Annotated in this window: 10 protein-coding genes; 7 read left to right on the forward strand and 3 right to left on the reverse strand. The window is 67.9% G+C overall.

The window, feature by feature from the left end; genetic code table 11:
* Positions 1–30 precede the first annotated feature (30 nt).
* Positions 31–306, forward strand: coding sequence for a hypothetical protein (locus AC0V2Y_RS00395; RefSeq protein WP_077402750.1), 276 nt, complete (start codon positions 31–33; stop codon positions 304–306).
* A gap of 37 nt (positions 307–343) precedes the next feature.
* Complete coding sequence (locus AC0V2Y_RS00400; protein WP_475416221.1) at positions 344–1,495, forward strand: GGDEF domain-containing protein; 1,152 nt, start codon at positions 344–346, stop codon at positions 1,493–1,495.
* Positions 1,496–1,501: 6 nt separating this feature from the next.
* Here the strand turns inward: AC0V2Y_RS00400 and AC0V2Y_RS00405 are convergent, their stop codons facing one another.
* Positions 1,502–1,846 (reverse strand): hypothetical protein, encoded by a 345-nt coding sequence (locus AC0V2Y_RS00405; RefSeq protein WP_475416220.1) that lies wholly within the window; start codon positions 1,844–1,846, stop codon positions 1,502–1,504.
* A gap of 292 nt (positions 1,847–2,138) precedes the next feature.
* On the opposite strand from AC0V2Y_RS00405, the gene AC0V2Y_RS00410 reads away from it, so the two are divergent.
* The 4 genes from AC0V2Y_RS00410 to fdhD all read left to right on the forward strand — a co-directional run bounded on the left by AC0V2Y_RS00410 (position 2,139) and on the right by fdhD (position 6,515).
* Positions 2,139–3,221, forward strand: a complete 1,083-nt coding sequence (locus AC0V2Y_RS00410) for a calcium:cation antiporter (protein ID WP_475416219.1) — start codon at positions 2,139–2,141, stop codon at positions 3,219–3,221.
* A gap of 163 nt (positions 3,222–3,384) precedes the next feature.
* Positions 3,385–4,842, forward strand: a complete 1,458-nt coding sequence (locus AC0V2Y_RS00415; protein ID WP_475416218.1) for a Ppx/GppA phosphatase family protein — start codon at positions 3,385–3,387, stop codon at positions 4,840–4,842.
* A 93-nt stretch (positions 4,843–4,935) separates the two neighbouring features.
* Entirely contained in the window at positions 4,936–5,619 is a 684-nt protein-coding gene (locus tag AC0V2Y_RS00420; RefSeq protein WP_475416217.1) for a hypothetical protein, read from the forward strand.
* A 68-nt stretch (positions 5,620–5,687) separates the two neighbouring features.
* Positions 5,688–6,515 carry a formate dehydrogenase accessory sulfurtransferase FdhD gene (gene fdhD, locus AC0V2Y_RS00425; RefSeq protein ID WP_475416216.1) on the forward strand — a complete coding sequence of 276 codons (828 nt, stop codon included), beginning with the start codon at positions 5,688–5,690 and terminating at the stop codon, positions 6,513–6,515.
* Here fdhD and AC0V2Y_RS00430 read toward each other — a convergent pair.
* The gene (locus AC0V2Y_RS00430; protein ID WP_475416215.1) at positions 6,512–8,815 is read right to left on the reverse strand and encodes an FdhF/YdeP family oxidoreductase; all 2,304 of its coding nucleotides are present in this window, start codon (positions 8,813–8,815) and stop codon (positions 6,512–6,514) included. The two genes, fdhD and AC0V2Y_RS00430, sit on opposite strands and share 4 nt — an antisense overlap.
* Positions 8,816–8,960: 145 nt before the next feature.
* On the opposite strand from AC0V2Y_RS00430, the gene AC0V2Y_RS00435 reads away from it, so the two are divergent.
* Positions 8,961–9,722 carry a GNAT family N-acetyltransferase gene (locus AC0V2Y_RS00435; RefSeq protein ID WP_475416214.1) on the forward strand — a complete coding sequence of 254 codons (762 nt, stop codon included), beginning with the start codon at positions 8,961–8,963 and terminating at the stop codon, positions 9,720–9,722.
* Here AC0V2Y_RS00435 and AC0V2Y_RS00440 read toward each other — a convergent pair.
* A complete protein-coding gene (locus AC0V2Y_RS00440) occupies positions 9,655–15,132 on the reverse strand; it encodes a CHAT domain-containing protein (protein ID WP_475416213.1) in 5,478 nt (1,825 codons plus the stop codon). The genes AC0V2Y_RS00435 and AC0V2Y_RS00440 overlap by 68 nt on opposite strands.
* Positions 15,133–15,326 lie beyond the last annotated feature (194 nt).

Raw genomic sequence — 15,326 nt, forward strand, 5'->3', positions numbered from 1 at the left:
GCCGCGCAGTCGGGCACCATGGAGACAAGCATGTTTTTGGATCACCCCATCATTACGGCGACGAACAGTTTTACGGAGCCTGACCGCATCGAGCGGCTGACGCGCGTGTACGGTTACGCGGCGGCGCTGGCGGACCAGGCCGCCAATCTCGGCTTCATTGAAAAAGTGGCGCAGATCCACGACCACAAGGGTACCCTCATCGTGTTCTGGCACGAAGCGCCCAGCGAAGTGGAGAAGCAGTATTTCGTGCAGGCGTGGGCCAGCAAGATCGGCGACGGCAGCACGAATGTCGAACACGAAATCTGACACAGCGTGCCGCGGCGGCGCGGCGATGGCGTAGCCCATGGATATCAAGACCCTGGTACTGGCCCTGGCGCTCGGCAACCTGAGCCTGTGCGCGGCCCTGTTCTTCTTCGAATACGAGCGCAAGAAGTCGCTCAGCATGTCCACCTGGGCGGTGGCCAAGCAATGCCAGGCCGTGGCCTGGTGCCTGCTGTATTTCCGCGGCGTGCTGCCCGATTTCCTCTCCATCCTGCTTGGCAACAGCCTGCTGTTTGCCGGCATGGCGCTGGACGCGGGCGCGCTGTGGCAGGCGGCCGGGCGCAGCGGCTGGCGCCGCTACATATTGCCGGCGCTGGGCGCGGCGATCGGGCTGTTTGCCGCCTGCTACCTGTTCGACGTGGCGCCGCTGCTGCGCAGCGCCGGCGGTTCGCTCATCGTGGCCGGCTTTTTCCTCGCTGGCGTGGCCGCGCTGTGTCTGAAATGGCGCGAGGCGAGCATGCTGCGCCGCTTCCTCGTCGTCAGCATGGGTATCCTGTCGCTGCTGATCGCCGCGCGCGGCGTGCTGGCCGCCGCCGTGCCCGGTTTCGATGCGGAGCTGATGCAGCTGGCCGGCTTCGGCGCCCTGTACCTGATGATGCTGACGAACGCCTTCGGCTACCTGCTGCTGTCGCGCGAAAAACTGGGCGGCGAACTGGCGCGCCTGGAAGTGCTGGACGCGGCCACGGGCGTGCCGAACCGGCGCGGCTTTTACCAGGCGCTGGCGCCATGGATGGCGCTGGCGCGCCGGCCCGGCTTGCCGACGGCGCTGGTGGTGCTCAATATCGACCACTTCAAAAGAGTCAACGACAGCTATGGCCATCCGGTGGGCGATGCGGTGCTGAAAACCATCGTCGACACGTGCCGCCAGCAGTTGCGCGACAGCGACCTGATGGGCCGCCTGGGCGGCGCCGAATTCGCCATCCAATTGCCGCGCACGACCCTGGCCGATGCGCTGATGGTGGCCGAGCGCATCCGCGCCGCCGTCGAGGCGCTGCCCGTCAAGACGGAGCGCGCCGTGCTGCAGCTGACGGCCAGCCTGGGCGTGACCACCATCCGCGCCGAAGACAGCACCGTCAGCCTGTTCAAGCGGGCCGACGAGGCGCTGCAGGCGGCCAAGCAGGCGGGCCGCAACAGGGTGGTGGAGGCGCAGGGCGCCAGCACCCTCGATATCTAAACCGGATTATTTCTTGCGCGAGCCCAGCCAGCTGGGTTCCTTGCCGCATTCCTTGGGCAAGAACAGCGCATCGAGGCCGGGATCGCAGCGCCGGTCCGGCGCCTTCATCGGCTCGACGGTGATCCATTCGCTCTTGGGCAGGATATTTTCTTCGCGTGGTTGCACGGGCGGCGCAGGCGGCAGGCTGTCTTGCCAGCGTGCCTGCGCGGCGGGCGCGGGCGGGGAGGCCCAGTTCGCGTCAACCTGCGTTGGCGGCGCTGGCGGTGTGTCCGCGTGCGCGGCGGCGCACAGCAGGCTGCCCGCGAAGATGGCGAATACGGTGCGCACGGCTGCGCTGCTTGCTCGTTTCATGGTGTGTCCTTGGTCGGTGGCGGGAGGGCGTGCCCTGCAGTATGACGCTTTCAGGCAGTAAAAAGACAAGGAAATTGCAACGGCATGTTACCAAAGGGACTATAGTTACTGGTAGCAAGCAGGTGCGCTGTGGCAAAGTGATTGAACAGCGGGCCAGGCGCGGGTCGCCGGCACCCGAAATGTGTATTCCCTAACTTTCATTTAAGCTAAGCAAGTTATGCTGTGGGGTTGCTTAGGGCCCCTCTTGTCGTCCGCACTGCAGTTCCCCTTTTTTACTCTTGCCAGGCCCATAATGAAAATGCTCAAATCCCTGCCTGTTTGGCCGCTTGCCGCCCCGCTTGCCGGCTGGCTGTTCCTGTTCGGTTCCACCTTCAACGTCGGCGGCGCCTATCAGATCCTGCTGGTGGCTGGCCTGATCGGCAGCGTGCTGGCCGCCGTGTACCACGCGGAAGTGGTGGCGCACCGCATCGGCGAACCGTACGGCACCCTGGTGCTGGCGCTGGCCGTGACCCTGATCGAGGTGGCACTGATCGTCTCGCTGATGCTGGCCGGCGGGCCGGAAACGACGGGGCTGGCGCGCGACACCGTGTTTGCCGCCATCATGATCATTTTGAACGGCATCGTCGGCATCTGCCTGCTGCTGGGCGCCGGGCGCCACCGCGAGCAGACCTTCGGCCTGCTGGGCGTGAGCGCGTCGCTGGCCACCCTGGCGGCGATCGCCATCCTGACCCTGGTGCTGCCGAACTACACCTCGAGCGCCGCCGGCCCGTACTACAATTCCAGTCAGCTCATTTTCATCGCCGTCATCTCGCTGGTCCTGTACGGCACTTTCGTGCTGGTGCAGACGGTGCGCCACCGCGACTACTTCCTGCCCAAGGAAGCCGTCGGCGACGAAGAGGTGCATGCGGCGCCGCCCACGCCCGCCGTCGCCTGGGTCAGCGCCGGCGCACTGCTGGTGTGCCTGGGCGCCGTGGTGTTGCTGGCCAAGTCGCTGGCGCCCGCGCTGGAGACGGCGATTGCCGCCATGGGGGCGCCGAAAACCCTGGTCGGCATCGTCATCGCCGCCATCGTGCTGCTGCCCGAAGGCCTGGCTGCCGTGCGCGCCGCGCGCGCGAATCGCCTGCAAACGAGCTTGAACCTGGCGCTCGGCTCCGCGCTGGCCAGCATCGGCCTGACGATCCCCGCCGTGGTGGTGGTGTCGCTGGCCACGGGCCTGACGATTACGCTGGGACTCGATATCAAGTCGACGGTGCTGTTGCTGCTGTCGCTGATGGTGGCTACGCTGTCGCTGGGCACGGGCCGCACCACGGTCATGCAGGGGACGGTGCACCTGGTAATTTTCGCCGTGTATCTCTTTACTACCATCGTGCCGTAAGCCGCCGCACAACTGCCGTTTTGTCACAATCCTGTCACGCCGCTGTCATACGATGAGGGTAGTGTGGTAGGATTTTTAAATCGTTTAAATGATTTATATAGTTTAGCAACTGAATTTGCCAACTTTTTCAGTTGGCACAGTAATGACAAGACAAGAGGCCAGTATGTATGCAGCGGTGGACCTGGGGTCCAACAGTTTTCGTTTACACGTCGGCAAGCATGATGGCGACACCATCCGCGTGGTCAAGAGCGTGCGCGACCCGATACGCCTGGCCGCCGGCCTGGACGCCAATGGCGACCTGACCGAGGCGGCCATGCAGGGCGCGCTGGCCTGCCTGCAGCGCTTTCGCGCCATTCTCGCCGGTTTCGAACTCGATGCCGTGCGCGTGGTGGCCACGTCGGCCATGCGCGTGGCGCGCAACGGCGCCGTCTTCCTGCCGCTGGCCGAGCAAGCCATCGGCTACCCGATCGAGATCATCTCGGGCGAGGAAGAGGGCCGCCTGATCTACATGGGCGTGGCCAATGCGCTGGCGATTCCCGGCGAACGCCGGCTGGTGATGGATATCGGCGGCGGTTCGACCGAACTGATACTGGGGCGCGGCAACGATATCGAACGCGTGGAATCCTTCAGCCTGGGCACGGTCAAGCAAAGCCTGTCGTTCTTCATCGGCGGGCGCATCGACGCGCCGTCGTTCGAGGCGGCCATCCTGTCGGCGCGCAGCCATTTCGAGGATGCCGCCCCGCCGTACCGCCCGCAGCACTGGAAGACGGCCTACGGCTCTTCCGGCACCATCCGCACGATCGCCGACATCATCGCCCGCAACAAGCTGGGCGACGGCTTGCTCACCAGCGTCAGCCTCGATGCGCTGGCGCGCCGCTTCATCGAACTCGGTCACACCAGCCGCATCGACATGCCGGGCTTGCGCCCCGACCGCGCCAGCACCATCGTCGGCGGCCTGGCCATCTTGATCGGCCTGTTCCGCGAACTGGCGATTCCCGCCATGACGCCGATCGAGGCGGGCCTGCGCATGGGCGTGATGTGGGACCTGTACCTGCGTTCGACCAAGCGCGACCGCCGCGAACAGTCGGTGCAGGGCTGCATGGAGAAATTCCATATCGACCAGCAGCGCGCCGGCCGGGTGGCCGAGCAGGCGCTGGCCATGTACGCGCAGCTCAAGCCCACATCCGACGCCCTGGTGAAATGCCTGCGCTGGAGCAGCCTGCTGCACGAGGTGGGGCTGGCCGTGTCGCAGACGGGTTATCACAAGCATGCTTCCTATATCGTGGAAAACGCGGACTTGCCCGGCTTTACCACGCGCGAACAGAAGACCATGAGCCGCTTGATCCTGGCACAGAAGGGCAACTTGCGCAAGATCGGCGAAGTGCTGTCCGACCCCGATTTCGCCAAGGCCGTGCTGGCGCTGCGCCTGTCGATTCTGCTCATGCATGCGCGCATCGAGGCCGACTTCAGCGAACTGCGCCTGCGCATGAAGAGCCGCATCGAACTCGACATCAAGCGCGGCTGGGTGGCGCACCATCCCACCGTGTCGTTCTGGATCGAGAAGGAGCAGGAATTCTGGGATGAGGTCGGGGTCGATTTCACCATCCGCGCCAGTGCGTAGTGGGGCATGACATGCGCATGACTTGATGTACCGCAAGCAAGATTTAAAAAAACAGTATATATTGTTTATATTATTTACCAGATTGGAGAATCCATGACCAAAACCGTCCCGGCGAAAAAGGCCGACAGCGCGCCCGTATCGATGTTCCCGACCAGCGCATCGATCAATGCGGCAGCGGCCAAGGCCGCACCGGCCGCCAAGCCTGCCGCGAAGCCGGCAGCCAAGCCGGTGGCCAAGGCCGCCGTCAAGCCAGTGGCCGTCAAGCCCGTCGCTGCGAAACCGGCGGCGGTGAAACCTGTCGCCGCCAAGCCCGCCGCCGCCAAGGCGCCTGCCGCCAAGCCGGTGGCCAAGGCCGTCGTTGCCAAACCTGTGGCCAAAGCCGCCGCCAAGCCGGTCGCCAAGGCGGCGGTAAAAGCCGTTGCCAAGCCGGCTGCGAAGCCCGCCGCCAAGCCGGCAGCGAAAATCGCCGTCAAGCCCGTGGCCAAGGCGGCCGCCAAGCCTGCGCCAGCGAAAAAAGCGCCGGCCGCCAAGGTCGCCGCCGTCAAGGAAAAAGCCCGCAAGCCGAAACTGGTGCGCGACAGCTTCACCATGCCGGAAGCGGAATACGAAGTCCTGGGCCAGGTAAAAAAAGCCTGCCTGAAGGCCGGCTTCGAGATCAAGAAAAGTGAATTGCTGCGCATCGGCGTGGCGCTGATCAGCCAGATCGACCTGGCCACGCTGCAAAACGTGCTGGCTGGCTTGCCGCAGCTGAAAACGGGCCGTCCGAAGAAGGATTGATGGCGCGGGCGGGGGCCGCCCCCTGCCTGGCCGTTCTGGTTTACCATGGGGCCTGTGATAGTTCCCCCATGGTTGCCATGTCAGAAGATACCAATACCGAACGCGCCGGCTTCGTCGAGCGTTCCATCGTCCGCCACCGCGCGGGCGAATCCACTGCCGCCATCGACCACGTCGCCGAGGAAATCCCCGTCGCGCTGGTCTTCAATGGCATTTCCCACGTCGTCATGATGGCCACGCCGCGCGACCTGGAAGCATTTGCGTATGGCTTCGCGCTGACGGAGGGCGTGGTGGCTTCCGCCGCTGCCATCTTCGATTGCGACGTGTTCCTGCGCCCTGATTCCGCCGAAGTGGCCTTGAGCATCGCGCAGGAGGATTTCATGCGCCTGAAGGACCGGCGCCGCCAGCTGACGGGCCGCACGGGCTGCGGCGTGTGCGGCATCGACAGCATCGACATGCTCGATTTGCGGCCCGCGGCGCTGCCGCCACCCCTGATCCGCGTCGACCTGCCGGCCGCGCTGGCGCGCGCATCCGCCGGCTTGCGCGAACATCAGGCGCTGATGCGGGAAACGGGCGGCGTGCACGCGGCCGCGTGGTGTACGCCCGAGGGCGACATCGCGCACGTGTTCGAGGATGTCGGCCGGCACAATGGTCTCGACAAGCTGATTGGCTACCTGGCGCTGCACGATATCGACATGCGGCGCGGCTTCGTCTTCCTGTCCAGCCGTGGCAGCTACGAGCTGGCGCGCAAGGCGGCGCGCATGCAGATTCCCTTGCTGGCGACCATTTCCGCCCCCAGTTCGCTGGCCATTTCCATCGCCACGCAGGCGGGCATGAAGCTGGTGGGATTCTGCCGCCAGGATGCGTACGTCGACTACACGCCCGGTATCAGTCTTTAAGCAGCACTGCGCTGCAGCAGCACGGGGACGGACTTCGACGTGGGCGTGCCCGCGCCGTCGGCCGTGCTGGCCAGCGGCACCAGCGCGTTCGTTTCCGGAAAATACGCGCCCAGGCAGCCGCGCGGGATGTCGTAGGCGACCAGCCGGAAACCGTCGGCGCGGCGCGCCACGCCGTCGTCCCAGGCGCCAATCAAATCGATCATGTCGCCATCCTTAAAACCCAGCATGGCAATATCGGCCGCATTGGCGAAGACCACCTTGCGCGTGCCATACACGCCCCGGTAGCGGTCATCCATGCCGTAGATGGTGGTGTTGTACTGGTCGTGCGAACGCGTGCTCATCAAGACCATCAGGCGTTCGCCATGGCGCGCGCGGGCGCGGTGCAGCGGCGTGTCGAGGTCCAGCGGGGCGACGAGGAAGCTGGCCTTGCCGCTGGCCGTCTTCCACACGCGTTCGCGCGAGGCCACCGTCAGATGAAAACCGCCCGGCCGCGCCACCCTGGCGTTGTAGTCGTAAAAATCGTCGAATACCTTTTCGATATCGTCGCGGATGCGCGCATAGTCGGCCGCGTACGCGCGCCAGTCGACCAGGCCGCTGCCCACCGCCGCTTCGGCCATGCCGGCCACGATGGCCACTTCCGAGCGCAGCTGCGGCGAGGCGGGCGCATTGCGGCCGTACGAGATATGCACCATGCTCATCGAGTCTTCCACCGTCACGCCCTGCGCCACGCCGTGCTGCAGGTCGATCTCCGTGCGCCCCAGGGTGGGCAGCAGCAGCGCTTCCCTGCCGATGACCAGGTGGCTGCGATTGAGCTTGGTGGCCACCTGCACCGTCAGCGCGCACTGGCGCAGCGCGGCAAAGGTCAGTGGCGTGTCCGGCGTGGCGGCGGCGAAATTGCCGCCCAGCGCGATGAAGACCTTGACGTCGCCGCGCCGCATGGCTTCGATGGTGGCCACCACGTCGTGGCCGTGAGCGCGCGGCGGAGCAAAGCCGTACACCTGGCCCAGGCGGTCGAGGAAGGCGGTTGTCGGCTTTTCCTCGATGCCCACCGTGCGGTCGCCCTGCACGTTGGAGTGGCCGCGCACGGGACATAATCCGGCGCCCGGCTTGCCGATCTGCCCGCGCAGCATCATCAGGTTCGACAGCATGCGGATGGCCGCCACGCTGTGCTGGTGCTGCGTCAGGCCCATGCCCCAGGTGGCGATGATGCGCCGGCCCTTGACGACAATGTCCGTCAATGCCTCGATCTGCGTGCGCGCCACGCCCGATTCCGCCACGAGCAGTTGCCAATTCTCTGCGCGCAGGTCGTCGCGGAAGGCGTCGAAACCGCTGCAGTGTTCAGCGATGAAGGCGTGGTCGATGACGGCGGGCCTGCCGGTCGCCTGTGCCGCGTCGTCATGCTCGACGACGCGCTTGGCGACGGCCTTGATCAGGGCGAAATCTCCGCCCAGGGTGGGTTGGACGAACAGGCCGGCCAGGCGCGTGCTGCCCAGGGTCGCCATTTCCAGCGCGCTTTGCGGGTCCATGAAGCGCTGCAAGCCCCGCTCGCGCAGGGGATTGATGGAAACGATGCTGCCGCCGCGGCGTGCGCACTCGCGCAGTTCGCCCAGCATGCGCGGATGGTTGGTGGCGGGATTCTGGCCGAAGATGAGGATGGTGTCGGCCAGTTCGAAGTCGGCCAGGGTCACCGTGCCCTTGCCGATGCCGACGGTGGCCGGCAAGCCGCGGCTGGTCGCCTCGTGGCACATGTTGGAGCAGTCGGGGAAGTTATTGGTGCCGTACAGGCGCGCCATCAGTTGGTACAAAAATGCAGCCTCGTTGCTGGCGCGGCCCGACGTATAGAAAGCGGCCTGGTTCGCATCGGGCAGGGCGCGCAGGTGGCGCCCCACGAGGGCGTAGGCGTCTTCCCAGGCAATGGGCACGTAGCGGTCGCTGGCGGCGTCGTACACCATCGGTTCGGTCAGGCGGCCGTGCTGCTCGAGCGCGTAGTCCGATTGTTCCAGCAGCTGCGTGACGGTGTGGCTGGCGAACAGCTCCGGGCCGGCGCGGCGGCTGGTCGCTTCGGCGGCGACGGCCTTGGCGCCGTTTTCGCAAAAGGCGAAGGTGGAAGCGTGGTTGCGGTCGGGCCAGGCGCAGCCGGGGCAATCGAAGCCGTCCGGCTGGTTTTGCGCCAGCAGCGCCTTCAGATTGCCGGGCGCGACCCGCTCCTGGCGCAGGCTGATGGCCACGTGTTTCAGGGCGTCCCAGCCGGCGGCAGGCTTGGCATAGGGGGTGATGCGGGGCGCTTCGTGATCGTCCATCGTGGCTTTCCTGTAGGGGAGTGTGGTAATTATGCACGATCCCCGCATGGCATTGACTTGCGTCATGGAAATGACATTCGGCTGTCATTTTCTTGACATATTAGACAAGTACGCTGGAGTCGTCTTGATCACAGGGGGTGAAACCATGCAAAACATAATCGCATCAAACGAAGCCAAGGCCCGGCCGGTCCAACTGGTGCTGAGCCAGGCCACTACAGCGGCGGAATTGCGCGAAGTCCAGCGTTTGCGTTACAAGGTGTTTATCGAGACCATGGGATTGAGCTCGCTGGCGAACGCCGATGGCCTCGACAGCGATGAATTCGACGCGCACTGCGATCACCTGATCGTGCGCGATGCCGATACCCTGAAGGTGGTGGGCACCTACCGCGTGCTGAGCGCGGCCAAGGCGGCCAAGATCGGCCGGCTGTATTCGGAAAACGAATTCGACCTGAGCCGCCTGAAGAACCTGCGCGGCCGCATGGTCGAAGCGGGCCGCGCCTGCATCCACCCGAAATACCGGGGCGGCAGCGTGATCATGCTGTTGTGGTCGGGCCTGGCCGAGTACATGCGCCGCGAGCGCTGCGACTACCTGGTCGGCTGCGCCAGCATCAGCCTGGCAGATGGCGGCCATAACGCCGTCGCCGTGTACCAGGCGCTGGCCGAAAAGCACATGGCCCCAAGCGAGTACCGCGTCACGCCGCACCTGCCTTTCCCCATCCACCAGGTGGAAGCGGCGCACAAGCCGCAGGTGCCGCCGCTGATCAAGGGCTACCTGCGTTCGGGCGCCTGGATTTGCGGCGAACCGGCCTGGGACCCCGATTTCGAAAGCGCCGACATGTTCATGATGATGCCGCTGGCGAATCTGGACGAGCGCTATGCGCGCCATTACGGGGTGGCGCCAGGCTAAGGCTGCCAGGGTTCACGCAGGGCAGCGAGGCTTGCAGCTGGCTGGCCAGCGCCTGCACGGCGCTGCGCAAGCCGGTGTCCGCGCCGTCGGGCGGCAGCAGTTCGAGCAGGAAGCGCAGCGGCGCCGTGATCGTTTCGGGTTCGCCGATGCTGCCGTGGCGCCGCACGGCGTCGTGGTACAGCGCCAGGAAGGCGGCGCGCGCGGGCGCGTCGAAGGGCGGGCCGTCCGGCACCTGCCACAGGGCCGCCAGCAGGGCGGCGCGCACGGGGGCGCCGGCATCGATGGCGCGGTGTTCGTCCGCATGGCGCTGGCGCGCATAGGCGATGGCGTCGTGCAGCAAGTCGCCCAGCTGCGGATCGAGCGCGTGCCAGGCGCCGCCGTCGCCATGGGTTTTCAGCAGCAGCGCGCCTGCCAGCACCTGGAAAATCAGGTCGCAGTCGGCCACGCCGCTGCGCCGCCGCGCTTCCTCCAGCGCGGCCAGGCAGGCGTCCGTCATGGCGCGCAGGGGCGGCGCGCCGGAGTTTCCCGCGCGGCAGGCCAGGCGCGCCTGCAAGGCCCAGTAGCGTCCCAGCAGCGCCAGGCGCTGCGCCGTGGGCGCCAGCGCCACCAGCAGGTCGATATGCTGTTTTCCATCCTGCAGCAGCTGGCGTCCCTGGGCCAGGTCGGGCACGGCAGGCACCTCGATGCCTTCGCCCGCATCGATGCCGCACAGGGCCGCGCCCTGGCGTATCTCCAGTTCCGCCCAGTGCGCCAGCGCGCGCAAGCCCACCTTGCCGTCGGCCGCGCTGTGCGCCGCCCGGTAATGTTCGATGGCGCGCAGGGTGTTCTCCAATCCCCCCAGGCCGGCGCGCGTGGCGGCCATGTTTTCGCGGATGTCGGCGCAGCCGAAGAAGCGCGCGCGCACGGCTTCCTCGATGCTGCCCAGCTTTTCCTCGATGGATGCGCGGCGCCCCGCATCGGCGCCCGCCAGGCGCGCGTGCAGGGTTTCCAGGTCGGCCAGCAGGTGGCCGTGGTAGTGATAGTCGGGCGCTTGCCAGGGCCGGCTCTGGGTGTTGGGAAAGCGGTAGCGGTCGTCGCCGTACGCCTGGTAGGCGCCCCAGGTGTTCGAGGCGGGGAATTGCAGATACGCCGCCTCGCGCGCCAGGCGCACGGCGTCGCCGAAGTATTCGCCGCTCAGCATGGCGTGGTAAAAGCTGTGCGCGAAGATGCTGGCCGCCTGGTCGTCGATGCGCCAGCCGGCCGCGATCACGGCTTGCGAGCCCATTTCAATGAAGGCCGTGGCCAGGCTGGCGGCCAGTTTCGACCATGGCGCGATGGCGTCCGGGCGCATGTCGCCCAGGTGGCAGCAATTGATGAAGACGAATTGCGGCACGCGTTTCAATTTACCCACCTGCGCCGCCGTCAGCCGCGTCTTCGGTCCCAGCACCAGGCCCGTATGCGCGATGCCGGGGCCGGCCACTTCGCCGTGGCCGGCCAGGTGGATGGCGAAATAGCGCTCGTCGAACAGGTGCACCAGCACGCGCTGCGCCTGCGGGCGCAGCAGCTCGCGCACCTGGTATCCGTACGCGCCGAACATGCGCGCCACGTCCTGCGCCTCGGCCTGCGCGGCGGGCAGCTCGGGCAGGCCGGAATCGGTGTCGCCGATCACCAGCACGCTGTTGCTGGGCGGGCTGACGGCGGGCGGCTTCTCGCGCAGGCTGGCCAGCTGGCGCACCATGCCGATGCGCGTCGACAGGGGGCTTTCCTCGCTGCCCGCCTCGTCGCGCATCAGCTCCCACGGGTAGATGGCGGCGCTCTGGTCGACGGCCAGGATCAGGCCGCGCATCTCAGGGATGGCCGCCTTCAGGCCATTGGGCAGCATCAGTTCGTACAGTGCGCGCGACAGGCCCGGCTGGTCGGTGGTGTTGTCGGTGGCATCCATGATCAGGCCATCGACGGCCTGCCGCTGGTTCGGCTCTTCGTCGACGCTGTTGTGGGCGCGGTCCGTCAGCACGGTGAAGCGCAGGGCGCCGGACAGGTCGGCGGCGACGATCTGCACGCGGCGCCAGCCGTTGTCGCCGCTCAGGCTGGGCAGGATGCGCCGGTAGCCGCCGGGGCTGTGGCGGATGCGCCGCTCGAACGTGAAGCTGCCCTGGTAGCGCGCTTCGGCCATGATCTGCTCGATGGCCACGGCGGCGGCGATGGCGCGCGCCTCGGACTGTTCATAGATGGCGATGTGGCCGATGCGGCACGCCATGCCCGCGTCTTCCAGGCGCCGGTTGGCGCTGCGCGCGCCGTCGATCAGGGCCCGCGCGCACAGGGCGATGCTCAAGCCGCCGTAGCCGGAACCGGACAACAGGCTGGCCACGCGCAAGCCGTGGTCTCCCATCGGCGGCGCGGCCACGTGGCCGGCGGCGCGCACCTGCAGGCAGACGCACGCGTATTCGAGCAGGCCGCCGGCAAAGGCGCGCGCCAGTTCGCCCGGCGTCAGCTCGCCCAGCGCGCCCAGGCCGATGACGATGGCGCCGCCGGGCCGGCGCGCCGCATCGGGCTGCAGCACCACCAGGGCGGAGTCGGGGCGCTGCGGAAAGCGTCCCAGCGCGTGGATTTCCTGCAGCTTGCCCGCCAGCAGACGGTCGAGAAAACTCATGCTGCCGCGCAGCGATTCGGACGCGTAGCAGCCGCTCATGACGGGCGCATCGGCCGAGGCCATGCTGCCGTGGATGACGGATAGGCTCAGCTGCGGCGCGCGGCTTTCCGGCGCGCTGGCGGGGCCGGCGGCGCCGATGGCCGCGTCGAGCAGTTCCTGCGGCTGCGGGTACAGCGGCGTGGCGTCGGGCGCATACGGATGGAAGCGGGGCGGGGCGCCGCCAGGCACGTGCGGCGGGTGCCGGGGCAGGGCGGCGCCCTGGCCGCCGTCGAGCAGCTGCGCGATGGCCGGGTAGTATTCCTTTTGCAGCAGCAGGTCGCCATGCGCCACCGGCAGGTAGCAGGCCGCCACGCCGTCCGGCACCGCGCCTTGCCAGGCCGTGCGGCCATCGCCGTCCGGCGACCAGGCCGTCTCGATGCCGCCGTCGCGCAGGCGCAGCGCCACCGGCGTGTCGGCGCAGCCGGCCAGGTAGCTGCAAAGGCGGGCATCGAGCGGGGCCGCTTCCAGCAAGGCCACGGTGGCGCGCGCCGCGGCCAGCGCCGGCGCCTCGGGCGCCTGCCAGCCGCCGGGCAGGCCCGCTTGCGCGTCGCCGGCGGCCAGCTGCGCCCAGGCGCCCGCGTCGAAATAATCGATGCCGCCCGCCTGCGGCCACGGCAGCATGTCGAGCACGCCGGGAAAGGCGCGCACGAAGCCGAGAAACTGGCGCCGCGTGTGCTTCCAGCCTATCCAGCAGGCCAGCATCTGCACCAGCCGGTCGCGTCCCAGCAGCACTTGCACCATCGCCAGCGTGCCCCGGTTGGCCGTGCCCACCTGCAGCAGGCGGCTGCCGGGCAGGGCGCCGAAGCGTTGCCAGCGGTCCTTCAGGGCCAGGCGCGCCACCAGCCCGCCCATGCCGTGGGCGACGATGCGCAAGGGCTGGCCGCGCTCTTCGGCGTCGCGCATGGCGTCGTCGAGCACGGGCAGGAAGGCGCGGCACGACTCCTGCAGCGACAAGCGCCAGTCATAGGTAAAGGGCCGCACTTCCTGGCTTTGCGCGAGAAAGCGGGCGAACGGCTCATAGCAGGACTCGAGCCAGCCGGCGCTGACGATGTGCGGCTGGCCCACGGCCAGGCGTTCGATGCGCCCTTCGACCAGGTTGACGGGGTCGAACCAGATGCGGTTGCTGCCCACTTGCAGGTGGCTGCCCATGATGTCGGGCAGCAGCAGCACGATGGGCGCGTGGGCGCGCCGTTTCGGCACTTCGCCGCCGCGCGCCAGCGGGCCGTGCTCGATGCCGGGCAGCGGCAGGTAGGCGCTCTCGTCGCCGGCGAGCGCCTGCATGGCGGCCTGACTGGAAGGCGCGCGCTCGAAGTAGTTCAGGTGGTGCGTGTGCGGCCCGCGCAGCAGCAGTTGCCGCACGGGCGTGGTGCGCGTGGCGCCGCCGGCCATCGAGGCGCAATTGACCACCAGGTCGTTCTGCCCGCCGTACAGCTGGTCGTCGAGGCAGTCGCCCAGCCAGCCCAGCAGGCCATCGCCGCTGCATGCGCCGGCCAGCACGTGTAGCGGGCTGGCCACGCGCACGTCGGGTGCGTTGAGCAGCGCCACCAGGGGCGAGTCGGGCATCATCGCTTCCAGTCCCGGCAGGATGCGCGCGTCGCAGCGCTGCTGCACCACGGCCAGCAGGAAGGCCATGGCGCCATCGGGAACGCCGCCGTGCAGCAGCAGGTTGAACATCACGCTGGCCCAGCGGTCGAGCCGGCCCGACATCAGGGTGGTGCCGCGCGCGGGGCAAGCCACGCGCACGAAGCGGGCGATGCGGATGGCGCGCGTTTTCAGTTCCACGCTCAATTCGCGCAAACGCGCCGCATCCGCTTCGTGGCCGCCGCGTCCGCGCAGCCGGCCCTGCGCCGTGAAGTGCTCGATATCGTGGCTGTTGAACGCTTCGCCGCCCACCGTGTTTTCGCTCAGCCGTTCCAGGCCGTCGCCGGCCAGGTCGACGGCGCCGCGGCTGTCGATGCGCTGCGCCCGGGCCAGCAATTCACCCACCAGGCCGCCGCGCGAATGCGTCAGCAGGTGCAGCACGGCGCCGTGCGGCAACTGGCGCACGAGGGCCAGCGCGTTCTCGATGGGGCTGTCGCTGAGGCTGCGGTGTTCGTAGCCGTAGATGCGGTTGCCGTACTGCGCCGCCAGCTGCGGCGCCAGGCCGTTGCGCCACAGGCCGGCAAAGCTGCGCTGGGTCGACGAGGCCGTGCCGTGCAACAGCAGCAGCACCGGTTCCGGCCCGGCGGGCAGGCTGGCGACGGCCGTCATGTTGCCCGCCTCGATGCCGCAGCGGTACAGTCCCAGCCGTTGTTCCAGCTGGCGGTCCTGGAAGGTGCCCGCCGCCGCCAGCGCCGTCATGGCGGCGGCGCCGCAGCGGTACACGCGCACGGCCCGCAGCATCCAGGCGCCCAGGCCGTCGCGGCTGGCGCCGGGCGGCGGGCGCGCCGCCTGCGGGCGCAGGGCCAGCCCCACTTCGATGCTGGCGGGCGCGCCGTCGCGCGCCAGCGTGGCCGGCCCCAGGTAGCGTGGCAGGTCGGCGCTGCTGGCCAGCAGCGAGCTGCCGTCGCACAGCAGCAGTTGCACCACGTCGGCCGGGCCGATATCGAGGGCGATGCGGCAGCTGCCGATGCCGCGCGCGCTCGACAGCACGTGGGTCTGGCCATCCCAGCCGGGCGCGGCGGGGCAGTCGCCGGCGCTGGCGAGGGGATCGCGCGTGAGCGTCAGGCGCAGCACGGGCGGCGCAAGGGAATCGCTGGACATGCGGTTGAGATCACTGGTTAAAAGCTGACCTTGATGCCTGCGGGGACGACGCGTGTTGTGTCAGATCAAGTTTGAGTGGAAATGCAGGGGGAGACGCTGGGAGGGCTGGAGCGGCAGGGCAGAGAAACGGTCAGCATGGTTTGGGCTGGGTCTCTTCGCTATCGTGCGCGGATGGTGTGCGGTGAGCGAACTAC

It is taken from the genome of Janthinobacterium sp. BHSEK (genome assembly GCF_056174685.1).

Bases quoted from the DNA above. Each gene is read 5' to 3' on its own strand.
- AC0V2Y_RS00395 (WP_077402750.1), top strand. From the start codon at position 31: ATGTTTTTGGATCACCCCATCATTACGGCGACGAACAGTTTTACGGAG.
- AC0V2Y_RS00400 (WP_475416221.1), top strand. From the start codon at position 344: ATGGATATCAAGACCCTGGTACTGGCCCTGGCGCTCGGCAACCTGAGC.
- AC0V2Y_RS00405 (WP_475416220.1), bottom strand. From the start codon at position 1,846: ATGAAACGAGCAAGCAGCGCAGCCGTGCGCACCGTATTCGCCATCTTC.
- AC0V2Y_RS00410 (WP_475416219.1), top strand. From the start codon at position 2,139: ATGAAAATGCTCAAATCCCTGCCTGTTTGGCCGCTTGCCGCCCCGCTT.
- AC0V2Y_RS00415 (WP_475416218.1), top strand. From the start codon at position 3,385: ATGTATGCAGCGGTGGACCTGGGGTCCAACAGTTTTCGTTTACACGTC.
- AC0V2Y_RS00420 (WP_475416217.1), top strand. From the start codon at position 4,936: ATGACCAAAACCGTCCCGGCGAAAAAGGCCGACAGCGCGCCCGTATCG.
- fdhD (WP_475416216.1), top strand. From the start codon at position 5,688: ATGGTTGCCATGTCAGAAGATACCAATACCGAACGCGCCGGCTTCGTC.
- AC0V2Y_RS00430 (WP_475416215.1), bottom strand. From the start codon at position 8,815: ATGGACGATCACGAAGCGCCCCGCATCACCCCCTATGCCAAGCCTGCC.
- AC0V2Y_RS00435 (WP_475416214.1), top strand. From the start codon at position 8,961: ATGCAAAACATAATCGCATCAAACGAAGCCAAGGCCCGGCCGGTCCAA.
- AC0V2Y_RS00440 (WP_475416213.1), bottom strand. From the start codon at position 15,132: ATGTCCAGCGATTCCCTTGCGCCGCCCGTGCTGCGCCTGACGCTCACG.